Annotated in this window: 20 protein-coding genes; 8 read left to right on the forward strand and 12 right to left on the reverse strand. The window is 42.0% G+C overall.

Features of this window, described 5'->3' with window-relative positions:
- Positions 1-54 precede the first annotated feature (54 nt).
- From xerD to RCZ04_RS00915, 9 genes are all read right to left on the reverse strand, one after another.
- Entirely contained in the window at positions 55-966 is a 912-nt protein-coding gene (gene xerD, locus RCZ04_RS00875; RefSeq protein ID WP_460484038.1) for a site-specific tyrosine recombinase, read from the reverse strand.
- A 45-nt stretch (positions 967-1011) separates the two neighbouring features.
- Positions 1012-2103: a DoxX family protein gene (locus tag RCZ04_RS00880; protein WP_460484039.1), complete on the reverse strand. Its 1092-nt coding sequence runs from the start codon at positions 2101-2103 to the stop codon at positions 1012-1014.
- Positions 2104-2125: 22 nt separating this feature from the next.
- Positions 2126-2665: a DUF1599 domain-containing protein gene (locus RCZ04_RS00885; RefSeq protein WP_460484040.1), complete on the reverse strand. Its 540-nt coding sequence runs from the start codon at positions 2663-2665 to the stop codon at positions 2126-2128.
- Between the two features lie 166 nt (positions 2666-2831).
- Entirely contained in the window at positions 2832-3596 is a 765-nt protein-coding gene (gene trpA, locus RCZ04_RS00890; protein ID WP_460484041.1) for a tryptophan synthase subunit alpha, read from the reverse strand.
- The gene (gene trpB, locus RCZ04_RS00895; RefSeq protein WP_460484042.1) at positions 3586-4770 is read right to left on the reverse strand and encodes a tryptophan synthase subunit beta; all 1185 of its coding nucleotides are present in this window, start codon (positions 4768-4770) and stop codon (positions 3586-3588) included. Before trpB ends, trpA begins: the two co-directional genes overlap by 11 nt.
- 11 nt (positions 4771-4781) lie before the next feature.
- The gene (locus RCZ04_RS00900) at positions 4782-5393 is read right to left on the reverse strand and encodes a phosphoribosylanthranilate isomerase (RefSeq protein ID WP_460484043.1); all 612 of its coding nucleotides are present in this window, start codon (positions 5391-5393) and stop codon (positions 4782-4784) included.
- Between the two features lie 20 nt (positions 5394-5413).
- Entirely contained in the window at positions 5414-6145 is a 732-nt protein-coding gene (locus RCZ04_RS00905) for an indole-3-glycerol phosphate synthase TrpC (protein ID WP_460484044.1), read from the reverse strand.
- Between the two features lie 11 nt (positions 6146-6156).
- The gene (gene trpD, locus RCZ04_RS00910) at positions 6157-7785 is read right to left on the reverse strand and encodes an anthranilate phosphoribosyltransferase (protein ID WP_460484045.1); all 1629 of its coding nucleotides are present in this window, start codon (positions 7783-7785) and stop codon (positions 6157-6159) included.
- Between the two features lie 5 nt (positions 7786-7790).
- Positions 7791-8993 carry an anthranilate synthase component I family protein gene (locus RCZ04_RS00915; protein ID WP_460484046.1) on the reverse strand — a complete coding sequence of 401 codons (1203 nt, stop codon included), beginning with the start codon at positions 8991-8993 and terminating at the stop codon, positions 7791-7793.
- Positions 8994-9154: 161 nt separating this feature from the next.
- On the opposite strand from RCZ04_RS00915, the gene RCZ04_RS00920 reads away from it, so the two are divergent.
- The 4 genes from RCZ04_RS00920 (at position 9155) to RCZ04_RS00935 (ending at position 15238) form a co-directional block, all read left to right on the forward strand.
- Positions 9155-9343, forward strand: coding sequence for a hypothetical protein (locus RCZ04_RS00920; protein WP_460484047.1), 189 nt, complete (start codon positions 9155-9157; stop codon positions 9341-9343).
- 868 nt (positions 9344-10211) lie between these two features.
- Positions 10212-12104 (forward strand): ABC-F family ATP-binding cassette domain-containing protein, encoded by a 1893-nt coding sequence (locus RCZ04_RS00925; RefSeq protein WP_460484048.1) that lies wholly within the window; start codon positions 10212-10214, stop codon positions 12102-12104.
- Positions 12105-12107: 3 nt separating this feature from the next.
- Entirely contained in the window at positions 12108-13571 is a 1464-nt protein-coding gene (locus tag RCZ04_RS00930; protein ID WP_460484049.1) for an SGNH/GDSL hydrolase family protein, read from the forward strand.
- A 5-nt stretch (positions 13572-13576) separates the two neighbouring features.
- Entirely contained in the window at positions 13577-15238 is a 1662-nt protein-coding gene (locus tag RCZ04_RS00935; protein ID WP_460484050.1) for an MBOAT family O-acyltransferase, read from the forward strand.
- 41 nt (positions 15239-15279) lie between these two features.
- On the opposite strand, the gene RCZ04_RS00940 is transcribed toward RCZ04_RS00935, so the two are convergent.
- Positions 15280-15591, reverse strand: a complete 312-nt coding sequence (locus RCZ04_RS00940) for a hypothetical protein (protein ID WP_460484051.1) — start codon at positions 15589-15591, stop codon at positions 15280-15282.
- 170 nt (positions 15592-15761) lie between these two features.
- Between RCZ04_RS00940 and asnS the strand changes: the two genes are divergently transcribed.
- Entirely contained in the window at positions 15762-17192 is a 1431-nt protein-coding gene (gene asnS / locus RCZ04_RS00945) for an asparagine--tRNA ligase (RefSeq protein WP_460484052.1), read from the forward strand.
- A 171-nt stretch (positions 17193-17363) separates the two neighbouring features.
- Here asnS and RCZ04_RS00950 read toward each other — a convergent pair whose 3' ends face one another.
- Together RCZ04_RS00950 and RCZ04_RS00955 are read right to left on the reverse strand one after the other, a co-directional pair.
- Positions 17364-17897, reverse strand: a complete 534-nt coding sequence (locus tag RCZ04_RS00950; protein ID WP_460484053.1) for a hypothetical protein — start codon at positions 17895-17897, stop codon at positions 17364-17366.
- A gap of 154 nt (positions 17898-18051) precedes the next feature.
- Entirely contained in the window at positions 18052-18420 is a 369-nt protein-coding gene (locus RCZ04_RS00955) for a DUF1573 domain-containing protein (RefSeq protein WP_460484054.1), read from the reverse strand.
- A gap of 759 nt (positions 18421-19179) precedes the next feature.
- Between RCZ04_RS00955 and RCZ04_RS00960 the strand changes: the two genes are divergently transcribed.
- From RCZ04_RS00960 to RCZ04_RS00970, 3 genes are read left to right on the forward strand one after another with little or no spacing between them, the layout of a single operon-like run.
- On the forward strand, positions 19180-20643 hold the full coding sequence (locus RCZ04_RS00960) for an HsdM family class I SAM-dependent methyltransferase (protein ID WP_460484055.1): 1464 nt from the start codon (positions 19180-19182) through the stop codon (positions 20641-20643).
- Between the two features lie 5 nt (positions 20644-20648).
- The gene (locus tag RCZ04_RS00965) at positions 20649-21188 is read left to right on the forward strand and encodes a hypothetical protein (RefSeq protein WP_460484056.1); all 540 of its coding nucleotides are present in this window, start codon (positions 20649-20651) and stop codon (positions 21186-21188) included.
- Positions 21128-22312: a restriction endonuclease subunit S gene (locus tag RCZ04_RS00970; protein ID WP_460484057.1), complete on the forward strand. Its 1185-nt coding sequence runs from the start codon at positions 21128-21130 to the stop codon at positions 22310-22312. The genes RCZ04_RS00965 and RCZ04_RS00970 overlap by 61 nt, the downstream gene beginning before the upstream one ends.
- Positions 22313-22343 lie beyond the last annotated feature (31 nt).

The following is a 22343-nucleotide window of genomic DNA, read 5'->3' on the forward strand; positions in this document are numbered from 1 at the left end:
ACGCTAACAAGGTGGAGCTTCACTCATTTGTAAATAGAGTGATGAAGTAATGGGCTATTGGGTAAAGCTCATCTTCTGGCGTGGGTGGTATTTCACCAAAGCTTCCCTCAAATATGACTTCTCTACGTGTACGTATATTTCTGTGGTGGTGATATTTTCGTGCCCTAACATCATCTGTATAGCGCGTAGGTTTGCGCCATTCTCTAATAGGTGCGTGGCAAATGAGTGTCTGAAGGTGTGTGGGCTAATGGTCTTCTGTAGTCCTATATTTTCAGCGACTTGTCTTACAATGGTAAATATCATTGCTCGGGTAAGCTGTTTGCCTCTTCTGTTCAGAAACACATAGTCTTCGTGCCCTTTGGCAATCTTGAGTAGCCTGCGTTGATTAGTGATATAATTATTAATTTGTTTCTGCGTATAACTTTCAATAGGCACTAAGCGTTGCTTGCTACCTTTTCCCATCACCCTAATAAAATCTTCTTCAAAAAACAAATCGGATAAGCGCAGAGAAACTAATTCGGATACTCGCAACCCACAACCGTAAAGAGTTTCTATGATTGCTTTATTTCTGTGCCCTTCTTCTGTGCTGAGGTCTATAGAGGCGAGCATAGCATCTATTTCTTGTAAGGAAAGTGTATCGGGGAGTTTTACACCTATTTTTGGGGTATCAATAAGGCTCATAGGGAAGTCTTCACGCCCTTTTTCAGAAATCATAAATTTAAAAAAGCTTTTTAAAGCAGATATGAGCCGAGCTTGTGAACGTGCGTTGAGTTCTTTAGAAACATCGTATACGAACTGGCGTAAAGTATCTACCTGAATAGTATCGGGGGTTTCAGTGATATTGTATTTCTGTAAATACGTTATGAGTTTCTCAATATCGAGCCCATAAGACACTATGGTATTTTGCGATAAGCCTCGTTGTAATCGCAAGTAGTTTTGATAATCGGTATTTACTTCACGCCACACGTTTTTAGGTAAGAGATAAGAGGTAAAAGGTAAAAGACATAATTATTACTTGTCAATTGATAGTTTTTCACTGTCGTTATAATGTTTCTTATCGATAATAGTACCTTTTGAAAGCTGTATAAGACCAGGGTTAGAACGTATCATCGTCTTCAAAGTAGTGCCATCGTTATAATAGAAGTCGAAATTGAGTTCGTATTTTTTTACGATATAAGGTGCTTTGTCCATTTGCGAGGTAAGACCTACTACGGTATAGCCGTTTTTCATTGCTTTATCAGTGACTGTTTTAATAGTTTTGAAAGCGTCTTGGTTAGTACGGTCGAGGCGATAAGCAATGACTAATAGCAATTTGTCTTTATGGATAAACTCTTCGAGGAAGTCTTCTCCATCTTTATTCCAGATGTAGAAATCGTGCATAGGAGCTTGTGGTACTTCATTTTCTACCTTTATGATGTCTTTAGCAAATTCACCTTTAGAATCTTTCGGTACTTGTCCGTCATTGGTTATAGTTTGTTCTTTACCGTCCATTTTTACCGTCCAATGATAAATGATTTTACCTTCTGGAGTTTTCATTCCCTCAGGGATATTTGCCCCTATTTTATAAGGACGAAAATCTTTCACAGGTAAGTGATTATAGACGTAATAAACAAAGCCTATACAGAAAAGCTCAGAGAGTACAGTAATCACCAAAGGTAAATTGCCCTTAGTAATAGGTTGTACGTATTTCTGCCCGAAGAAAACGACCAAAGTGAGAGCGAGCAGTACCAAATCTTTCGTAAATGATTGCCAAGGAGTAAATTTGATAGCGTCACCAAAGCAACCGCAATCGGTTACCTTATTAAAATAGGCTGAATAGAAGGTAAGGAATCCAAAAAACACCAACATTGCGAGCAAAAGCCATAGAGTGAGCTTCTTTTTATAGCCAACCAATAGCGTTACACCTAAAACTACTTCAAAAACACATACAAAGATAGCAAAAGCTAAAGTGTATGGCACAAAAAAGGGCATATTGAGCACATCGGGAGCAAAATAGTCCTCTAATTTAAATGAAAAGCCCATAGGGTCATTGAGTTTTATCATTCCACTGATGATAAAAGTAATGCCTACTAATATACGACAAAGTTGAGTAAGATATTTCATATAATAAGTTGTTATTTAGTTGTTATTGTTGATTATTCAAGTGAATGAGTGCAAAGACAGCATAGTTTATCATATCTTGATAATTAGCATCAATTCCCTCGCTTACCAATGTTTTTCCTTTATTGTCTTCAATCTGTTTTACGCGCAATAGCTTCTGAAGGATGATATCAGTAAGAGAACTGACGCGCATTTCGCGCCATATTTCGCCATAGTCGTGGTTTTTAGCTTCCATAAGGGCGCGTGTTTCGGCTACTTTAGCATCGTAGAGAGCGGTAGCTTCCTCCAAACTGAGGTCAGGCTGGGTAGCCACTCCTTTATCAATTTGTATAAGAGCCATTAAGGCGTAATTGATAATGCCTATAAATTCAGTAGTTTCGTCCTCGTCAATCTTGTGAACAGCATTCTCTTGTAAGCCACGTATGCGTTGTGTTTTGATAAGAATCTGGTCGGTAAGTGACGGAAGGCGTAAGACACGCCAAGCAGCACCATAGTCTTTCATCTTATTGATAAAGAGGGCACGGCATTGTTCAATAACGGTGTTATATTGTTTAAGAGTATTCATTTATTTAGCTGAAAGATAACAAGTAAGAGGTATAATTTCCGGCAAAGGTATGAATAATTTATCAATTAGCCAATATACAATTAGAAAAATTAGTTGTCAGACGAGTTGGAGTATCACTCATCTGACAACTAATTAGTATATTTTTTAACAACTATAACCTAACCTGTTACTTGAACAATTGCTCAATTTCTCGCATTGTAGCAGCAACATCATTGTTTTGGGTGAGTATCACGATGCTGGTGCCTACAATCACGCCATCGGCATAGTGGCGCATTGTTTGTACATCACTGTTGGTTTTGATGCCAAAGCCCAAGGCTACAGGCAAGGAGGTGTGCTGGCGGATATCAGTGATAAATTGCTCTAATCTGCCCAAATCTACTTGTTTGCTACCCGTAACGCCCAAAGAACCTACCGCATACACAAAACCACCTTTGGCAAGGGAAGCTATTTTTTCAATGCGATCGCCTGAGGTTACGCTCACCAAAGGTATAAAAGCGATGTTGTGAGCGTTGAGCAAGGCAGCGACTTCAGTAGCTTCTTCATAAGGAAGGTCGGGGATAATCATACCTTTAATACCTACTTCAGCACTCTTTTTGATAAAGGCTTCCAATCCGTAAGCAAAGACGAGGTTGTAATACACCAAAAACACTAAAGGCTTGTGTACTTTTTCTTTTACCGAAGCGAGGAGGTCAAACACCACATCGGTAGTAACGCCCGCTTGTGAGGTAGCAAAGGAAGCTTCGGCTATGTGCTTGCCATCGGCTAAAGGGTCGGAATAGGGGATACCTATTTCTAATATGTCAATAGCCGAGTTGTCTAACTGAGTGAGAAACTCCTTAGTAAAATCAGTAGTAGGGTAACCAGCTACTACATAGCCGATATTTACGTGCTTCTTTTCGGCAAAAACGTCTGTTATAGTTTTATTCTTCATTTTTTTCTCCTTTTAGTACTGAAAATACAGTGTGCATATCCTTATCGCCTCTACCCGATACATTTACCACTATAGTTTGGTTAGGGGGCAAGGTAGGGCACAATTTCTCTAAATACGCCAGTGCGTGAGCACTCTCAATAGCAGGGATAATTCCTTCGGCACGGGTGGTGCGCACAAGGGCATCCATAGCTTCGGTATCGGTGATAGGCACGTAAGTTGCTTTTTTGCTCTCAAAAAGGTAAGCGTGCTGCGGACCTACCCCTGGGTAATCAAGCCCTGCCGAGATAGAGTGCACCGGACTTATTTGTCCGTACTTGTCCTGTAACACATAAGTTTTCATTCCGTGAATAATGCCTTCTTTGCCCAAAGTGAGGGTAGCGGCGTGCATATCAGTATCAATGCCATAACCACCCGCTTCTACCCCGTAAAGGTGAGTAGTAGTATCGTTTAAGAAACCAGAGAAAATACCAATAGCGTTGCTACCACCGCCTACACAAGCAATTACGTGGTCGGCGTGGAGGTTTAAAGCAGTGAGTTGCTCACGGCATTCATTACCTATGATAGATTGGAAATCTTTCACCATTGAAGGGTAGGGGTGAGGGCCTACAGCCGAGCCTATGACGTAGAACACTGTTTCAATCTCAGCCACCCACGATTGTATTGCGGCAGTAGTAGCTTCTTTGAGGGTTTTGAGTCCGTCGTGAATAGCCACCACTTTAGCCCCTAAGAGCTCCATACGGAACACATTTAGCTTTTGGCGTTCCATATCTACTGCTCCCATATACACATCACATTCTAAGCCTAATAAGGCAGCTGCCGTAGCCGTTGCCACCCCGTGTTGCCCAGCACCAGTTTCGGCAATTACTTTCTTTTTGCCCATACGTTTGGCAAGGAGCACCTGCCCCAGTGCATTGTTAATCTTATGTGCCCCTGTATGGTTGAGGTCTTCGCGCTTTAGATAAATATTGTGTCCATAGCGTTTACTTAGGTTTTTGGCGTGATACAAAGGAGTAGGGCGACCTACATAGTTACGGAGCAGGTCGTTGAGTTCTTCTTGGAAGGTAGGGTCGGTTTTGGCTTCTAAGTAGGCGGATTCTAATTCGTTCAGGGCGAACATCGCGGTTTCGGGCACGTATTGCCCCCCGAATTGTCCGAAATAAGCGTTTGTATTCATTTGCTAATTTGCTAATTTGCTAATTTATTAATAATTTCTTCCACAAGTCCGCGGTCTTTGCGGTGATTGCGTTCCACTTTGCTGTTCACATCTAATACAGCAGTTTTGTACAACAAGGCTTCGGGGATATGAGCTGCCTCAATGCCACCAGCCAAAATGTATGAGTAAGGCGGTAGGTTTTTCAGTATTTCCCAGTGGAAGCGGGTGCCATTACCGCCTTCGGCTATACCTTTGGTATCAAACAAAGGGTACTGTATATAAGGCAAATAAGGAGTAATATCGGGCAAAGTATCGTGTACTGAAAAGGCTTTCCAGAGGGTACCCCCCGCTTGGTGCAAGGCTTGGCAATCCTCAGCCGTTTCTTGTCCGTGTAGCTGAATGATATCGATGTTCGTAAGTTGTTGTATGTGTTGTATTTCCTTCAAAGGTGCATTTACAAATACCCCTACTGCCTGTTTGCCTACTGAATGCGCTTCGGCTACTATCTCGCTTGCCAAATCCACACTCACATATAGCGGACTTTTAGGTGCAAAGATACAGCCAAAATAGTCAATAGGTAAGTGTTTTAGTTCTTGTATCTCGCTAAGTGAGCGGATACCGCATATTTTTAGTTGAGTGTTCATTCGTAACTCGTAACTCGTCATTAAAATATCTCTCCCTTCATCAAGGCTTCTCCTATTAACAAAGCATCAACCCCTAAGCTCTCGGCATATTCTATATCTTCTTTGCTGTGGTAACCGCTTTCACTTACGATAAGTAGGTCTTTACGCAGGTCGGTAGGGATAGCTTTTAACAGTCGCTCAGTTGTTTGTAGCGATACCTCAAAGGTATTCAAATTGCGGTTATTGATACCCAATAGCTGCAAACCAGGTATGCAGAGGGCGCGTTCTAATTCCTCCTCACTATGAACTTCTACCAATACTTCTAAGCCCAAGGTAAGGGCTAAGGTATGTAAGAAAAAGAGTTCGTCTTGTTCCAGCATACGCACAATGAGCAAGATGGCTGAGGCACCTAAACTCATACTATGGGCTATCTGAAAAGCGGTATAAATAAAGTCCTTGCGCAAAATAGGCATAGTGGGGAATGCTTGCACTACTTGTGGAATAAAAGCGTTATCACCTTTAAAATAAGCCTCTTCGGTAAGGATAGAAAAGGCTGCTACGCAGTTATCAACATAGTGCTGGGCTTGCTTGAGGAGGTCAAAACTATCAGTAGCTATTTGTCCTTTTGAGGGGGAAGCACGTTTGATTTCGCCTATAATGCGAATGCCGGGTTGGGCTAAGGCTTCTACTAACGAGGGGCGTGCTAATGATAGTATTTCACGTTCTAATTGTATTTCGCGTTGTGCTTTGATTTTTTGTAAAATATCTTCCATAAAAATAATTGCTAATTTGTCAATTTGCTAACATATTCCCATACTTTGCCACTCCTTAAAGCCTCTTCTATCAGCGGTTTGGCTTCGGCAGGGTGTTGTACTACATTGGCGGTGTAGAGGGCAAACATAGCGTTGAGGATTACGATGTCGGCTTTGGCTCCGCATTCTTCTCCTTTTAAGGTACGGCGCAATATCTCGGCGTTCTCGGCGGGTGTGCCTCCTTGTATATCAGCGTGGAAAGCGCGCTTAAAGCCAAACATCTCGGGTGCTATGGTGTACTCTAATATTTGTTTGCCTTTTACTTCTACGATTTTGGTTTCGTCGCATAAGCTTATTTCATCCAAACCGTCGTTGCCGCGCACTACTAAGGCGTGTTCTCTGCCCAACAGCTGTAGGGTTTCGGCATAAAGGCGCATTACAGGTTCGTGATACAAGCCTACCAACTGGTATTTCAGTTTGGTATTGGGGTGCAACAAAGGTCCTAATACATTAAATACCGTGCGTATGCCTAACCGCTGACGCACCTCGCGCACTTCGCCTACTAAGTTATGGAAGAAAGGTGCGTGGAAGAATGCCAGTCCGTTTTTGTCTAAACTATCCAACTGCTTCATTAGGTTGGCTTCCATAGTAATACCCAGCTCGCCTAACACATCGGTGCTACCACTCTGACTGGTAACCGACCTGTTGCCGTGTTTGGCTACTTTTACCCCCAAAGCAGCTACTATAAAGGCTACTGTGGTGGAAATATTGATAGTTTTGAGTCCATCGCCGCCCGTACCACAGAGGTCGATCATAGGGCTTGGGTCGGCAAAGGTAGTGCTATAGGCTAAGATATTGCGCACAAAAGCAGTAAGCGATTCGGGATATAAGCTCTTTTCGCTAATGAGCACTAAGAGAGCTCCCAGCTGTACGATGTCGTACTGTTTGCGGTGGAGTACGGCGCATATTTCTTTAAAGTCGGTATCCCCTAAGGGCTGATTGTCTTGCAATTTCTTGAGAGCAGCTTTCATTACCTCATTGGCGTAGGCTTTGGCTTTTTCTTCGGTATGCTTGATTATTTCAGGAGCTTGCGTGCCTACGATAAAGTTCTTGAGAATGTTCTTGCCGTATTCGGTAAAGAACGATTCAGGGTGAAACTGTATGCTGTGAAAGGGCTTGGTTTTGTGTTGTAATGCCATAATGACCCCATCATCGGACATAGCCGTTACGGCCAATTCTTCAGGCAAAGTGTCCTTGTCCACATAGAGTGAATGATAGCGCATTATATTAAACTGCTGTGGCAAGCCCTTAAACAAGACCGACTGAGGTTCGGTAACGGTAAGCACGGAAGTCTTGCCGTGCAAAGGCACTTCCAACCGCTTGATAGTTGCACCGTGAATTAAGCCAAATGCCTGATGCCCCAAGCAAATGCCTAAGATAGGTATATCGGTAATTTCTTTTAAAATCTCTAAGCAGATACCGCTATCTTTAGGGTGTTTAGGCCCTGGTGAGAGCACGATGCGTGAGGGCTTGAGGGCTCGTATCTCGGCAAGGGTAAGTTCGTCATTGCGCACGGTTTTTACTTCTTCCTCGGTAAGTTCGCTGAGGTACTGTGCTACGTTAAAAACAAATGAATCGTAATTATCTATTAGTAATATCATAGGGTTTAGGAGTTAGAAATTAGGATGCAATTCTTCTCAAACACTCCTATTACTGAGGCGCGTTTGTGCTGTATTTCGGCGTATTCGCTTGCTTCGTTAGAATCATAGACGATACCTGCGCCGGCTTGGATAAATACACGGGGGCGTTCTATTTCTTCAAAAGCGAGCTTTTCAAAGAAAGCACTGCGTATCACTATAGCCAACTGTACATTGCCGTTGAAGTGCAAAAAGCCTATACCCCCACCATATACGTTGCGACGGCAGGTTTCGAGTTCGGCGATGATTTCCATCGCTCGTATTTTAGGGGCTCCACTAAGGGTGCCTGCGGGAAATACTGCGCCTATGACCTCAAAGAGCGACACTTCTTTGCGTTTGCGTCCGTATACATCAGTTACGATGTGCATCACGTGTTCCAGCTGCTTGATGTGCATCATATTCTTCACTTGTACGGTGCCTTTTTCGGCAAAATGCCCTATATCATTGCGTGCCAAATCAACCAGCATTCGATGTTCTGAACATTCTTTAGGGTCGGTGAGGAGCTCTTGTGCCAAACGGGCATCTTCATTGGCATCTTTACCACGCGGACGAGTGCCTGCAATAGGGGCTATATATATGGTATCGGAATTGATTTCAACTAATATTTCGGGGCTGGAACCTACGACCTCGCCATAAGGGGTAGGGAAGAAAAACATATAAGGGGAAGGATTGGCGGTGCTCAGCAGTTGATAGAAGTTGAGCGAATTGAGATTGCTTTCTAAACACAATTGTTCGCTGAGCACTACTTGAAAGATATCCCCTGCACGCAGGTATTCTTTAGCTTTTGCTACCACCTTATGGAAGTGAGCGCGCTCTTCACTGAGGTTGGTAACGATATGGTAAAAAGGTGTTTCGGCGGTTGCTGAAGGCTCAGCGGGAGATTCTTCTAAAAAGTTGAAATACAGAGCTTCATCACCGTAGAAAGAATAGACTTTATTTACTTTTGAATAGTGCAAATAGGCTTTGGCATTGGCAAACACAAAGGCGGGAAACTCATATTGAGCTTGCTCTTGAGCGGGGATATTTTCAAAGAAATGAATTGCTTCATAGCCGAATACCCCAAAGAGTCCCGCAAAAGGTGCGATGGGCGTTTGTTGCTGATAATAAGTCTGTAATGAGGCGTAAGAATGAGTATAAGCATCGAAGTAATCACAGTCGATTCCGATAATCACTTGATGTACATCTTCAGCTAAGTAAGAATTTCTGAATCATTTTCGTATAGTAGAAAAATAGTATAAAGGTTCTCTAGTAAGCATAAAAAAAATACTTTGAGGGGGCAAAGGTAGGAAATAATTAGCAAATTAAGAAATTTAGAAATGAGAAAATTTGAAAAATGCCAATAATACCGAGTAATACTGATAATGCCAATAATACTGATAGGACAGAGTCAGATTTTTCGGATAATTCAGAGTATTCGGGGTTGCGAGATCGTAGCACGACAGGCAGTGCGAGCCGCACGGGCGATGGGGAATTGGAAGAAGTGAAATATATCGGAGAAAAAGAGAAGGGAGTTTTTAGGTAAAAGATAAAAGATGAGCCCTAAGAAGGGTATGGTTAGCTTATACAAAGCTTATAGGAAGCTTATACGAATCTTGGACGATTGTTATACAAAGGGTATATAAGTAATTGATTCATACCATAATACAACAATGCTAAAAATGCCAAAAATAGGGTTTCGAGGCGAAAGAAAGAGAAGAGGCAATAGGAGGAGATGCGATGGAAACCTCCCCCTAGCCCCCTCCAAAGGGGGGAGTGTGGCGACGGAAAGGGGGAATGTAGTGACGGGGAAAATAATGAAACATCCCCCCTATTCACTTACTCCGCTCTCGCGGACAACCTTCAAAGGGGGAGTGTGGCGACGAAAAGGGGGGAATGTGGTGACGGAAAGGCAGAGGTAAGGCGAATGATGAGTGGCTCATCAGTGGCTCAAGAGCGAAGGAAAGACGATTGAAACCTCCCCCTAGCCCCCTCCAAAGGGGGAGTGTGGCGACGAAAGGGGGGAGTGTGGTGACGGAAAAAATAATAAAAACATCCCCCCTATTCACATACTCTGCTCTCGCAGACTTCCTTCAAAGGGGGAGTGTGGCGACGAAAAGGGGGGAATGTGGCGACGGGAAAAATAATGAAACATCCCCCCTACCCCCCTTCAAAGGGGGAGATGTAGTGGCGGAAAGGGGGGAGTGTGGGGACGGAAGGGGGGAATGTGGCGACGGAAAGGTGAAGGAAAAGCGGAGAAAGAGAGGCTGATGAATGAAGAAATAATGAGCGGTGGGGGAAGGTGAGGTGTGGAAAATGCGAAGGGTTGTAGTGATTTAAGCTAATTATTAGGCGTTATTTATTGCTAATTGTTTATAGTTTTGTACTTTTGCGCCCGAAATAACGAATATCATATGCTGAACGTTCACAACCTATCTGTTTCTTTTCAAGGCGAGTACCTCTTTGAGGATGTTGCTTTTATGCTTAATGCGGGCGACCGTGTGGGGCTTATTGGCAAGAACGGAGCGGGGAAATCGACGATGCTCAAATTGCTTTCACGCGAACTTAAACCCGATACCGGAGGCATTGCTACCGATAAAGATATACGCATCGGCTTCTTGAAACAGGATATTGATTTTGTGAAGGGGCGTACTATCTTGGAAGAAGCTTATCAGGCATTTACCGAAATAAAAGCCCTTGAACGCCAGCTGGACGACATTCACCACCAGATAGAAACCCGCACTGATTACGAGAGCGAGACGTACCACGATTTGCTTGATAAACTGAGCGACTACACACACCGTTTCGACCTTATCGGGGGCTACCAATACCAAGGGGAGACCGAAAAAGTGCTCTTAGGGTTGGGCTTTCAGCGCAGTGATTTCGACAAGCTCACCGACAGCTTTTCGGGCGGTTGGCGTATGCGTATTGAACTCGCTAAACTACTCTTGCAGAACAACGATATATTGCTATTGGACGAGCCTACGAACCACTTGGATATAGAGTCGATTATTTGGTTAGAACAGTTCTTGACTACTTATAGCGGGGCGGTGGTGATAGTATCGCACGACCGTATGTTTTTGGACAATGTGACCAACCGGACGATTGAGATTTCGGTAGGCAAAATATACGATTATCCGAAGCCTTACACTCAGTTTTTGGAGCTGAGAAAAGAGATGCGTGAACTGCAACTCGCCTCACAAAAGAACCAAGAGAAGAAGATACAACACACTGAAAAGCTGATTGAGAAATTCCGTGCTAAAGCCTCTAAAGCTTCAATGGCACAGTCGCTTATCAAAAAGTTAGACAAGATAGAGCGGATAGAGGTAGACGAGGAAGACAACGCAGTGATGAGCGTACGTTTTCCTGTATCGGTAACGCCAGGGAAGGTGGTTTTAGAGATAGACGATGTATCGAAAAGTTATGGTGAAAAAGAGGTGCTCAGCCACGTGAGTTTGCTTATAGAACGAGGGAGTAAAGTGGCTTTTGTAGGACAAAACGGACAGGGGAAAACGACCCTCGCCAAGATGATAGTGGGCGAAATACCCTATGAAGGGACTATCAAGCTGGGGCACAATGTACAGTTGGCTTATTTTGCTCAGAACCAAGCCGACTACTTGGATGGCGAACTCACGGTGCTTGATACGATGTTCAATGCGGCTAACGACAGCAATCGCACTAAAATACGGGATATACTTGGGGCTTTTCTCTTCCGTGGTGATGAGGTAGACAAGAAAGTGAAAGTGCTTTCGGGAGGGGAGCGCAACCGTTTGGCATTGGCGAAGATGCTCCTTTCGGACTTTAACGTAATGGTAATGGACGAGCCCACGAACCACTTGGATATCAAATCGAAAAACGTACTGAAGCAAGCTTTACAGCAGTTTGAGGGGACGCTTATTATTGTATCGCACGACCGCGATTTCTTGCAAGGGCTTACTGATAAGGTATACGAGTTTAAGCACAAGCATTTGAAAGAATATCTTGGGGACATCGATTTCTTCTTAGAACAGCGTGCTGCCGTTAATTTTAGAGAGATAGAACAGCAGAGCAAGAACGCTGTTGTGCAGGTAGAAAAAGAACCACAGAAAGAAGAAAAACTTTCGTTTGAACAGCAGAAACAACAAAAAGCTGCACAAAATAAGCTTAGCAAGATAGAGCGCAATATTACCGACCTTGAACAGGAGCTCAAAGCGATGAATGAGCAGATGGGACAAGGTGTACAGGAAGACGCTTTTTACAAGGAATACGAACAGAAAAAACAACAGTTGGAGGATTTAATGACCGAGTGGGAATCTTTAATGAGTTAAGTTATGCAACCTAAAAAAATCTTACTCTTTATTGTGGGAGTGCTGGTAGCCCTCTTTGCAATGACTCTTTTCAGCAGTTATCACACCACCGCCAAAGGAATGGTGCGGGAGGGTATAGTGTTTGGTGACGCGATGTTACGCTATCCGACCCCTGATATATTGGGAATGCTCTTCAAAGGAGAAGAAGAAAACAGTAAGGTAGACGAACTTATTAAAGATACTAAAACTATTGTAGACGAAAAGACAGAAAACTTAGCACAAAAGGGCACTATTGCTAAGGACACGGTACAAACTTCGGAAACTAATATAGAGGGAAAGATATATTACCCAGGGAATCATACGGATTACATCAAGAGACTTAAAGAGAAACTGTGCCAGCCTACCTGCCAAATAGTGCATTATGGTGATTCGCAAATAGAAGGTGACCGCATCACTGGCTATGTACGCAACCGGTTGCAATTGGCATATACTGGTGGAGGACCGGGTTTTATCCCTATAAAAGTGGTGTACAGCCAGAACAGTGTGGATATTATAGCTTCGGCTAACTGGACGCGTTACGCCTTCTTCGACCGCAAACAGCGCAAGACCGTAGCCCACGATAAATACGGTTTGTTCTCGACCTTCTCACGTTTTACCAATTATGTAAGCAATGTTGCCGATACTACCGCCTTACCTGTAGCCAAAGCGAGCTTTACCATTAAGCCTTCGGATAAATCGTATGCACGCCTGAGGAACTACACACGGTTTGGGTTGCATTATGGGAATGCGATGGCAAAAGTGAAGATAAGGGTATATCAGGGCGGAAATATCTTAAAGATAGATACCCTCATCGCTGATGGCAAATACCACAATTATAGGCTTAATTTTGCTTCGACCCCTAAGGAGCTAAAAGTGGAATTGGAAGGCAAGATAAGTCCGGATTTTTATGGGGTTACTCTTGATGCGCGTTCGGGAGTACGAATGGACAACGTAGCGATGCGTGGGGAAGCAGGACGCATATTCACGCGTATGAATTACGAGCACTTTAGGCAGATGAGTACTGACCGGAAGCCTGATGTATTCATTTTTCAGTATGGGGGCAATACAATCCCCTATATGAAGACAGACCAACAGCTACAGGAGTATGTAAACACGCTGATATTCAATATTAAGTGGGTAAAGCGAGCGAACCCTAATGCTATGTTTATACTCTTAGGCCCTGGAGATATGACGACCTCACATAACGGACAACTCATCACTTACCCCTTTGTACCGAAAATGAACGAGCTGATGAAGGAACAAGCGCTGAAGAATGGTATTGCATATTTTAGTATCTTTGAAGCAATGGGAGGAGAGAACTCGATGACAGCGTGGGTGAAGAAAGGAATGGCAGCCTCAGATTACGTGCACTTTACGCCCCAAGGGACAAAACTTATATCGGAAGTGTTTTACCAATGCCTACATAAAGACCTTGCCACGGTGGAATAATAGCTATGATAGATTTCTTTAAAAATTTCTTTACCTTTGAATCGGCTCACCCACTTACCTTTGTGCGGATAGACTTTTGGATATTCTTTGCATTGGTGTATGCGGTATTTGTGCTCATTTATAAGCGCAAGCACGTGCGCAACTTGTTTTTACTACTTGCCAGCTTCTACTTTTACTACAAGGCGAGTGGACTTTTTGTATTGTTGTTACTTTTCAGTACGGTTACTGACTTTTATTTAGGGCATTACATTTATAATCAGCAGGAAGAACGCAAGCGCAAAATAGGGGTTACTATTAGCGTTTGTTTGAACTTATTGGTGCTTAGCTATTTTAAATACGCTTATTTTTTCACTGACACTTATAACGCCCTGTTTCACACGCACCACGAAACTTTTAACTATTTAGCCTATTGGGCAAATGGATTTGACTATAACGGATACTTTTCAGTTGATAAAATTATATTGCCCGTAGGTATATCATTCTACACTTTCCAAACGATTAGCTATACCGTAGATATTTACCGCAGAAAGGTTGCACCGCTGAAATCGATATTAGACTTTGGTTTTTATGTGAGTTTCTTCCCACAGCTTGTAGCGGGTCCTATTGTACGCGCTGAGGAGTTTGTACCTCAGATTCTCAAGAAAACAGAGATTAGCAAAGAAGAGTTTAACAAAGCGATATTCCTTATCCTCAAAGGACTTATCAAGAAGATGATATTCGCTGATTTTATTGCGCTGCACTTTTTAGACAAGGTATTTGATGCTCCTGAAATGCACTCGGGCTTTTCTAACCTGTTAGCACTGATAGGTTACTCACTGCAAATATACGGTGATTTTTCAGGTTATACCGATATTGCCATAGGGGTAGCACTACTGATGGGCTTCCATTTGCCTGTAAACTTCAATTCACCTTATAAGGCTTTGAACTGTGGTGACTTTTGGAAACGTTGGCACATCTCGCTTTCTACTTGGTTGAAGGACTATTTGTACATTCCGTTAGGAGGAAACCGCAATAGCACCTTAGGCACATTTGTATTCTCGTTGCTTTTTGTAGTGATATTGGTGGTAGCGATTGATAATCTCGCCTTTACTTTTATCACAGGAGGATTGCTGATAGCGGGTGCAGTAGTAGCTTTTTATTACAAGCCTTTTGAGCGTTACCTCACTACTAACATCAATATTATGCTTACGATGCTCATAGGGGGATTGTGGCACGGTGCGGCGTGGAAGTTTGCTATATGGGGAGGATTGAACGGTTTGGGAGTGATAGCCTACAAGTACTGGCGGAAGGTGAGCCCCTATGAAAACAGCACTTTATGGATAGCTCGTGCTTGGAAAATAGCCTTTACGTTTGCTTTTATTACCTTTACCCGCATCTTCTTCAGAGGTAATGATATGGAGAGCGTGAACTTATGGTTTGCACAAGTGGCAAACAATATGAGTTGGGACACCGCTACTGAAGTGATTAGGCATAACAATATCTCTTTGGGAATTATCCTCATAGGTTATATTACACATTGGTTACCTCAGCGTTGGAAAGACTATATAGAACACGTGTTTGCTGAGAGCCACTACGCTGTGAAAGTGGCAGTAGTCTTAGTAGTAGTACTTATTTGCTATCAGGCTTATTCTACCGACATTCAGCCATTTATTTACTTCCAGTTTTAGTTAGGGGAAAGGTAAGAAATAAAAGGTGAAAGAGAGAGCACCTACTCGGAAATGCTAGCTAAGAACACGATACCTGCAACAACGGCTATAAGCACTAACAGCGTTACTCCTGAAATAATAAGTCCTGCAACGGCTAATGTTTTAGGTTTCTTGCTCATTCCGATAATGGACAATATCAAGCCGGTGAGCCATATAATGATATTGATTATAGGGAGTATCACCAGAAATATTGCTACTACAGAAGCTATGAACCCCACCAGACCTATAGGGTTATTATTTAGGTTGTTTTCATTATATTGTCTATTGTGAATAAACGACCAGTCGTTTGGGGCGTTTTGTTTGAATTCTTCCATCTTTATTAAACAATAATTACTTCTTCATTTATCGCCACAAATATACAACAAAGAATTTATACAGCAAAGAAAAAGTGAAAAAACAAATAGGGAATTAGCCTAAGTTCTTTGCTATTTATAGAAAAGTTATTACTTTTGCCGACGGAATTAGATAAGAAATAAGACACGTTATGTATTCTATCAAACAATTATTACAAGACGGAAAAAACATACAAGGGGAAATTACCCTTAAAGGTTGGGTGCGCACTTTCCGTAGCAATCGGTTTATTGCCTTGAACGATGGTTCTACTATTGAGAACTTGCAAGTGGTAGTAGATTTTGAAAATACCGACCCTGAACTACTCAAACGCATCACTACAGGAGCGGCTATTGAAGTAAAAGGTAAGTTGGTGGAAAGTCAAGGCAAAGGGCAAGCTGTAGAATTACAAGCCTCTACCCTTACAATTTTAGGTGACAGCAACCCTGAAGAATACCCTATACAACCTAAGAAACACTCGCTTGAGTTTTTGAGAGAAAACGCTCACTTACGCGTGCGCTCTAATACGTTTAGTGCGGTAATGCGTGTGCGTTCTACTTTGGCTTTTGCTATTCACAAATACTTCCAAGATAACGGTTTCTTTTACGTGAACACGCCTATTATCACTGGTAGTGATGCCGAAGGGGCTGGTGAGATGTTCCGCGTAACGACCTTAGACGCCAAAAACCCTCCGCTTACCGAAAACGGAGAAGTAGACTACAAGAAAGACTTCTTTGGGAGGGAGACGAACCTTACGGTATCAGGACAGTTGGAAGGAGAAACTTTTGCGATGGCACTCGGTAAGATTTACACCTTTGGACCTACTTTCCGTGCTGAAAACTCTAACACCTCTCGACACTTAGCTGAATTCTGGATGATAGAGCCCGAAATGGCGTTCTATGACCTTATCGACAATATGAATTTGGCGGAGGACTTTATTAAGTATGTGTTACAATACACCTTAGAAGTGCGTCGTGATGACCTTGAGTTTTTGAACAAACGCTTTTTAGAAGAAGAGAAGACCAAACCACAGAACGAGCGTAGCACAATGTCTCTTATTGAGAAATTGGAGTTTGTAATTCACAATCAGTTTAAAAGAGTAAGTTATACTGAAGCGATTGATATCTTGAAGAACTCAAACCATAACAAGAAGAAGAAATTTCAATATCCTGTAAACGAATGGGGGGTAGATTTGCAAAGCGAACACGAACGCTATTTAGTGGAAAAACACTTTGAATGCCCTGTGATTTTGTACGACTATCCTGCGAATATCAAAGCGTTTTATATGCGACTTAATGAAGACGGCAAGACAGTGCGAGCGATGGATATTCTTTTCCCAGGTATAGGTGAAATAGTAGGAGGGTCACAACGTGAGGAGCGTTATGACGTGCTCAAGAAAAAGATAGCTGACCTTCATATGGACGAGGCAACGCTTTGGTGGTACTTAGACCTCCGCAAATTTGGTACAGCAGTGCACAGTGGCTTTGGTTTAGGCTTTGAGCGTTTGGTGCTCTTTGCTACGGGTATGAGTAATATTCGGGATGTGATTCCTTACCCACGTACGCCACAGAGTGCTGAATTTTAGTGCGAGCTGTACAGGCAGTACGAGCTATATAGGCAGTACGAGCTGTACAAGAAAAACGATCCACTTTATCAAAGCCTAAAAACTTTGACAAAGTCTTTAAAGTAATAAAAAAATCCGAACTACTAAATGTAGTTCGGATTTTTTGTTCAAGTTTTAAAATGAAAACAATGACTAAGTAGCCATTTGGTATTTGTTTACTTTCTCTTTAGCTTTGATGAGGTCGAGGTTTAAATCATTAATCTTTTGCTGTTTGTTAAGGATTTTACCTTTGAGCTTAGCATCGTCTTGAGGAGAGAGTGCCCCTTTAGCTTTCTTTAGGTTGTATTTGTTTTGTTCCTTAGCCAAATCAGTTTGAGCTTTAGTAATTCTAGCCTCTATCTTAGAAACCTCAGAGTTAGCTTTAGATAGGCGTTGTTGATTTTTTTGAGCACGAGCAGCAGCTTTTTCTTGTTCTTTAGCGGCTTTTTCTTGCTCTTTAGCAGCCTTTTGTTCAGCTTTTACCGCCTTTTGTTGCTCTTTTTGCAATTTCTGTTGAGCTTTTAGTTGCTCTTTTTGAGCTTTTAGCTCTGCTTGAGACTGAGCTTGATTAGTGGGAGCCACTACAGGAGTAGTTGTATCGGTTGTAGTTCCCATTTCGTCTACTTGAGCGAATGAGACTTGAGCTACGAATAGCCCAGCCAAAAAAGTGAGTGTGTGTAATTTCATATCTGTTAAATTATTTAGTTTTCTCAAGGTGCAAAGGTAGTGAAAATATGCTTACCAATTACATTTTCAGAAAAGTTTAACACGAAAAAAGTCGCCTGCTATGGGAAAAGAGCAGGCGACTCAAGGAGTAAATTAAAATATAAATAGTTATGGATTATTGAACATTTCCTCTGATACGCAAGCCTTTTACGGGGCTTGATTTAGCATTGGAAGTAACAGTAATAGTTTTGCTGATAGGACCAACACGATTAGTATCGTATTTTACTTCAATTTTTCCTTTAGCTCCTGGTGCTACGGGTTGGTTTGTCCAAGAAGGGACGGTGCAACCGCAAGAAGAAGCTACGTTAGTAATTACAAGCGGTGCTTTACCAGTGTTAGTAAACTCGAACACACGCACGCCATCTGCACCTTGTTTGATGTTACCGTAATCGATTTCTTCAGCTTTGAAAGTAATCTCGGCGTCTTGGGCATAAGCCATTACACCAAAAAATGCTAAAAATACAAATGTTAAAAACTTTTTCATAGTATAAAAAATTAAAATTATAAGTTTGTTTTTACGATTAAAAATAGCACAACAACCGTGCCAAAGAGGTTTTTTTGAGGTAAAAGTTAAGAGCGAAGGAGAATTAGCAAATGAGGTGTGCCAATAATGCCAGAAATACCAATAATACTGATAATTAACTTTGTCAAAGGTCGTAGCACGAGGGGCGGTGCGAACCGCACGGGCAGTAAGGGGGAGATGAGGAAGGAGAAAAATATCGGAGGAATTCAGAAGAGATTTTTTAGGTAAAAGATAAAAGGTAAAAGGTAAAATGGGTATGGTTAGCTTATACAAAGCTTATAGGAACCTTATACGAATCTTGGATGATTGTTATACAAAGGGTATATAAGTGATTGATTAATAATATAATACAATAATACTAAAAATGCCAATAATGGGGTTTCGAGGCGAAAGAAAGGGGAAGAGGTATTAGACCTTAGGCAATAGGCATTAGGGGGAAATATGAGAAAACCTCCTCCTACCCCCCCCCTCGGAGAGAGGGGCAACATCCCCCTAGCCCCCCTCAAGGGGGGAATTGTAGTAAAAAAATATTGTTTTTGAACTGATGTTAAATAATGTGAATGCAATATATGATTTGAAAATAAATTGGCATTAGCTGATTGACAAGTTATCTAATTTGTCAATCTGCTAATAATTTCCTATCTTTGCCCCCTCAAAAAACACCCTCTATATGGCAAAAACTATACAAAGTATCGAACCCAATACAACCACTAAAAACAAATGGACCTCGAAAATGATGTAAACGACTGGGTTAAAAACAAACTAAACAGCCTAAAACTACAAAAACACACCGATTGGAACGAAGAAACCTCAATGAGCGACTACCTAAAAGAAGCCCTCAAAGGTTCCGCCAAAACCAAATCTAAAACCAATTTCGGAATACCCGATTTCCATATCGAAAAATACCACCTCCCCATTATCATCGAAGATAAACTAAACCACTCCAAACTCATCGCCGAAAATAAAGACGGCCTAAAATTCGACGATAAATCCATTAGCCAATACGCCGTAAATGGCGCCTTGCACTACGCTTTCAATATGATCGCAAGTACCAAATATACCGAAGTAATTGCCATAGGCATAGCAGGCGACAGCTCCCAAAATGTCGAAATAAAAGTATACTACGTTTTCGGCTCAGCACAAAACGCCTACAAAGAACTCAAAACCGTCAAAGAACTCGATTTCTTAGAAAACAGAACCTCTTTCAATGCCTTCTACAAAGCAGCTATCCTCAGCGAAGAAGAAAAACACCAAATCCTAATTAGAAGCCAAGCCACCCTACAAGCCTACGCCAAAAAACTAAACAAACTAATGCATAGCCACAACATCACCGCTCCTCAGCGCGTCCTATACGTCTCTGGTATGCTCCTCTCTATGCAGGATATTGAAGACCTCAATGGCAATAAAGAATACGGCTTAACCCCCGATGACCTACAAGGCTCCCAAACCGACACCAAAAGAGACGGCAAAAAAATCGTAGACCAAATTAAAGCCTTCCTCGATGTACGCCAAATACCCGAAGAAAAGAAAAACCTAATGCTCGCCTCTTTTAGCGAAATATCCAAAGACGCCCAACGCGACGAACTAACGCCCTGCCACAAAGAAATCGCCCACCTCATTAACCGAAAAGCCTCCGTTAGCAAGCAAGTATTCGTCTTCATCTATGAGTACATCTTTAAATCCATCGACGGCTTAGGTGGCCATATCGACATTATGGGCGAAATGTATTCCGAATTCCTAAAGTACGCCCTCGGCGACGGCAAAGAATTAGGCATCGTCCTAACCCCACCCTACATCACCAAAATGATGGCTCAAATCCTCAATATCAATAGCGATAGCAAAGTGATGGACCTCGCCACAGGATCCGCAGGATTCCTCGTATCCGCTATGGAACTAATGATCGACAACGTAAACACCCAATTCGGAAAAAGCACCACAAAAGCCCAAGAAAAAATAAACCACCTCAAAAAAAACAACCTCCTCGGTATTGAACTCAACGCCGAAATGTACACCCTCGCAACCACCAATATGATCCTCCGCGGCGACGGCTCAAGCCGAATAGAAAAAGGATCCGCCTTTAACCGCCCCGAACACCTATTTACCGATTTTAACGCCGATAGAGTCCTCCTCAACCCCCCTTCTCCTACGAAGAAAAAGGACTCCCATTTATCGCCTACGGCCTAGACAAAATGCAAAAAGACGGCCTAGGCGCCATCATCATCCAAGACTCCGCAGGAAGCGGTGAAGCAACCAAAACAGCCAAAGAAATCCTCAAAAAACACACCCTCCTCGCCTCTATCAAAATGCCCGTAGACCTCTTTATGCCTATGGCTGGCGTACAAACCTCCATCTACATCTTTAAAGCCCACACCCCTCACGACTACGAGAAAACCGTCAAATTTATCGACTTTAGAGAAGACGGTCACAAGCGCACCAAACGCGACATCCTCGAAAAAGACAACCCCACCCAGCGATACCAAGACATCATCAAAATATACAAAGCAGGACAACGCGCTCAAGTCGACCCAACCCTTTGGAACCTCAAAAAAATATATATTGAAGACTTCATCACCCCAGAAGCCAACGACTGGAACTTCGAAAAACACCAAACCATCGACACCATCCCCTCCCTCAACGACTTCAAAAAAACCGTCGCCGACTACCTCGCTTGGGAAGTCTCAAACCTCCTCAAAAACCAAAACACCCCCCACGAAAGCCTGGGAAAATAGATGCCCACTTAACACTTAAACTCCAAACCGTTAAGTGGGAAGAATTTTTGATTGGAGATTTGTTCGAAATCAATCCTACAAAATATTATAAACTACCCAATGATAAAATTATTTCCAAAAATGGTAGCATACCCTTAATATCCAATTCATCAACTGATAATGGTGTTATGGGATATTCTAATATGAAAGCCAACAACAAAGGAAATACATTGACTTGTTCAGACACTACTATTGGAGCTGAAACAATGTTTTATCAAGAAAAAGATTTTATTGGCTATTCTCACATACAACATTTAGTGCCTAAATTTAAAGAATTTAATAAAGCTATTGCTTATATCATTATTACTGCTGCACGAGTTGCCACAGCTAATAAATATGATTATGCATCAAAGTTTAATAGAGAAGCTATGAATGCTACTAAAATCACCCTCCCCACCCATAACGGCAAAATCGACTTCGCCTTTATGGAAAACTTTATAGCCGAGCTGGAAGCCTATTTAACCGCTACTGGCCTTAAGGATTACACCCTTACTGAACAAGAACAACAAACCCTAAACGATTTTGATAAAGTTCAGTGGAAAGAATACCTCATTGGTGACCTGTTTGAAAAATTGAATCTGAAATTTCTTAAAGATATATTTGATAAAGAACGTGATGTTTCAAAGGAACAAACAGCAGAATTTGATTTACCTCTCGTAAATGCAAAAGATGGTAATAATGGTGTAATGTATTATGGAAGAAGTTCTGATTTTGAAAGTGCAGAAATGACTCTTGATATAGTCAATGATGGTGCTGTTTCTACAGGAAACGTATATCCTCAACCTCAAAAAACAGGAGTTTTATATAACGCTTATTTAGTTAAACCTTTATTTCCTATTACCAAAGAATTATTATACTTCTTTAGTGCAACTATTCAAAAATCTATAAAGTTAAAGTTTGGATATGAAAACAAAGCAGGCTGGGAAAAAGTAAAGAAAGAAAAAATCTCTCTTCCTACCAAAAACGGTATCCCCGATTACCACTTTATGAACACCTACATCAGTGCCATACAAAAATTAGTCATCAAAGAGGTTGTTCTCTATGCCGATAAAAAAATAGGAGCGACCAAAGAGGCGATAAGTTAAAATTGATTATAAAAAGAGCGGTGGGAGGAGT

This window comes from Capnocytophaga sp. HP1101 (assembly GCF_054772415.1).

What these genes read in the sequence shown, in the direction of transcription:
- RCZ04_RS00880 (WP_460484039.1), bottom strand. Translation starts at nt 2,103, where the DNA reads ATGAAATATCTTACTCAACTTTGTCGTATATTAGTAGGCATTACTTTT.
- RCZ04_RS00885 (WP_460484040.1), bottom strand. Translation starts at nt 2,665, where the DNA reads ATGAATACTCTTAAACAATATAACACCGTTATTGAACAATGCCGTGCC.
- trpA (WP_460484041.1), bottom strand. Translation starts at nt 3,596, where the DNA reads ATGAAGAATAAAACTATAACAGACGTTTTTGCCGAAAAGAAGCACGTA.
- trpB (WP_460484042.1), bottom strand. Translation starts at nt 4,770, where the DNA reads ATGAATACAAACGCTTATTTCGGACAATTCGGGGGGCAATACGTGCCC.
- RCZ04_RS00900 (WP_460484043.1), bottom strand. Translation starts at nt 5,393, where the DNA reads ATGAACACTCAACTAAAAATATGCGGTATCCGCTCACTTAGCGAGATA.
- RCZ04_RS00905 (WP_460484044.1), bottom strand. Translation starts at nt 6,145, where the DNA reads ATGGAAGATATTTTACAAAAAATCAAAGCACAACGCGAAATACAATTA.
- trpD (WP_460484045.1), bottom strand. Translation starts at nt 7,785, where the DNA reads ATGATATTACTAATAGATAATTACGATTCATTTGTTTTTAACGTAGCA.
- RCZ04_RS00920 (WP_460484047.1), top strand. Translation starts at nt 9,155, where the DNA reads ATGCCAATAATACCGAGTAATACTGATAATGCCAATAATACTGATAGG.
- RCZ04_RS00925 (WP_460484048.1), top strand. Translation starts at nt 10,212, where the DNA reads ATGCTGAACGTTCACAACCTATCTGTTTCTTTTCAAGGCGAGTACCTC.
- RCZ04_RS00930 (WP_460484049.1), top strand. Translation starts at nt 12,108, where the DNA reads ATGCAACCTAAAAAAATCTTACTCTTTATTGTGGGAGTGCTGGTAGCC.
- RCZ04_RS00935 (WP_460484050.1), top strand. Translation starts at nt 13,577, where the DNA reads ATGATAGATTTCTTTAAAAATTTCTTTACCTTTGAATCGGCTCACCCA.
- RCZ04_RS00940 (WP_460484051.1), bottom strand. Translation starts at nt 15,591, where the DNA reads ATGGAAGAATTCAAACAAAACGCCCCAAACGACTGGTCGTTTATTCAC.
- asnS (WP_460484052.1), top strand. Translation starts at nt 15,762, where the DNA reads ATGTATTCTATCAAACAATTATTACAAGACGGAAAAAACATACAAGGG.
- RCZ04_RS00950 (WP_460484053.1), bottom strand. Translation starts at nt 17,897, where the DNA reads ATGAAATTACACACACTCACTTTTTTGGCTGGGCTATTCGTAGCTCAA.
- RCZ04_RS00955 (WP_460484054.1), bottom strand. Translation starts at nt 18,420, where the DNA reads ATGAAAAAGTTTTTAACATTTGTATTTTTAGCATTTTTTGGTGTAATG.
- RCZ04_RS00960 (WP_460484055.1), top strand. Translation starts at nt 19,180, where the DNA reads ATGGACCTCGAAAATGATGTAAACGACTGGGTTAAAAACAAACTAAAC.
- RCZ04_RS00965 (WP_460484056.1), top strand. Translation starts at nt 20,649, where the DNA reads ATGCAAAAAGACGGCCTAGGCGCCATCATCATCCAAGACTCCGCAGGA.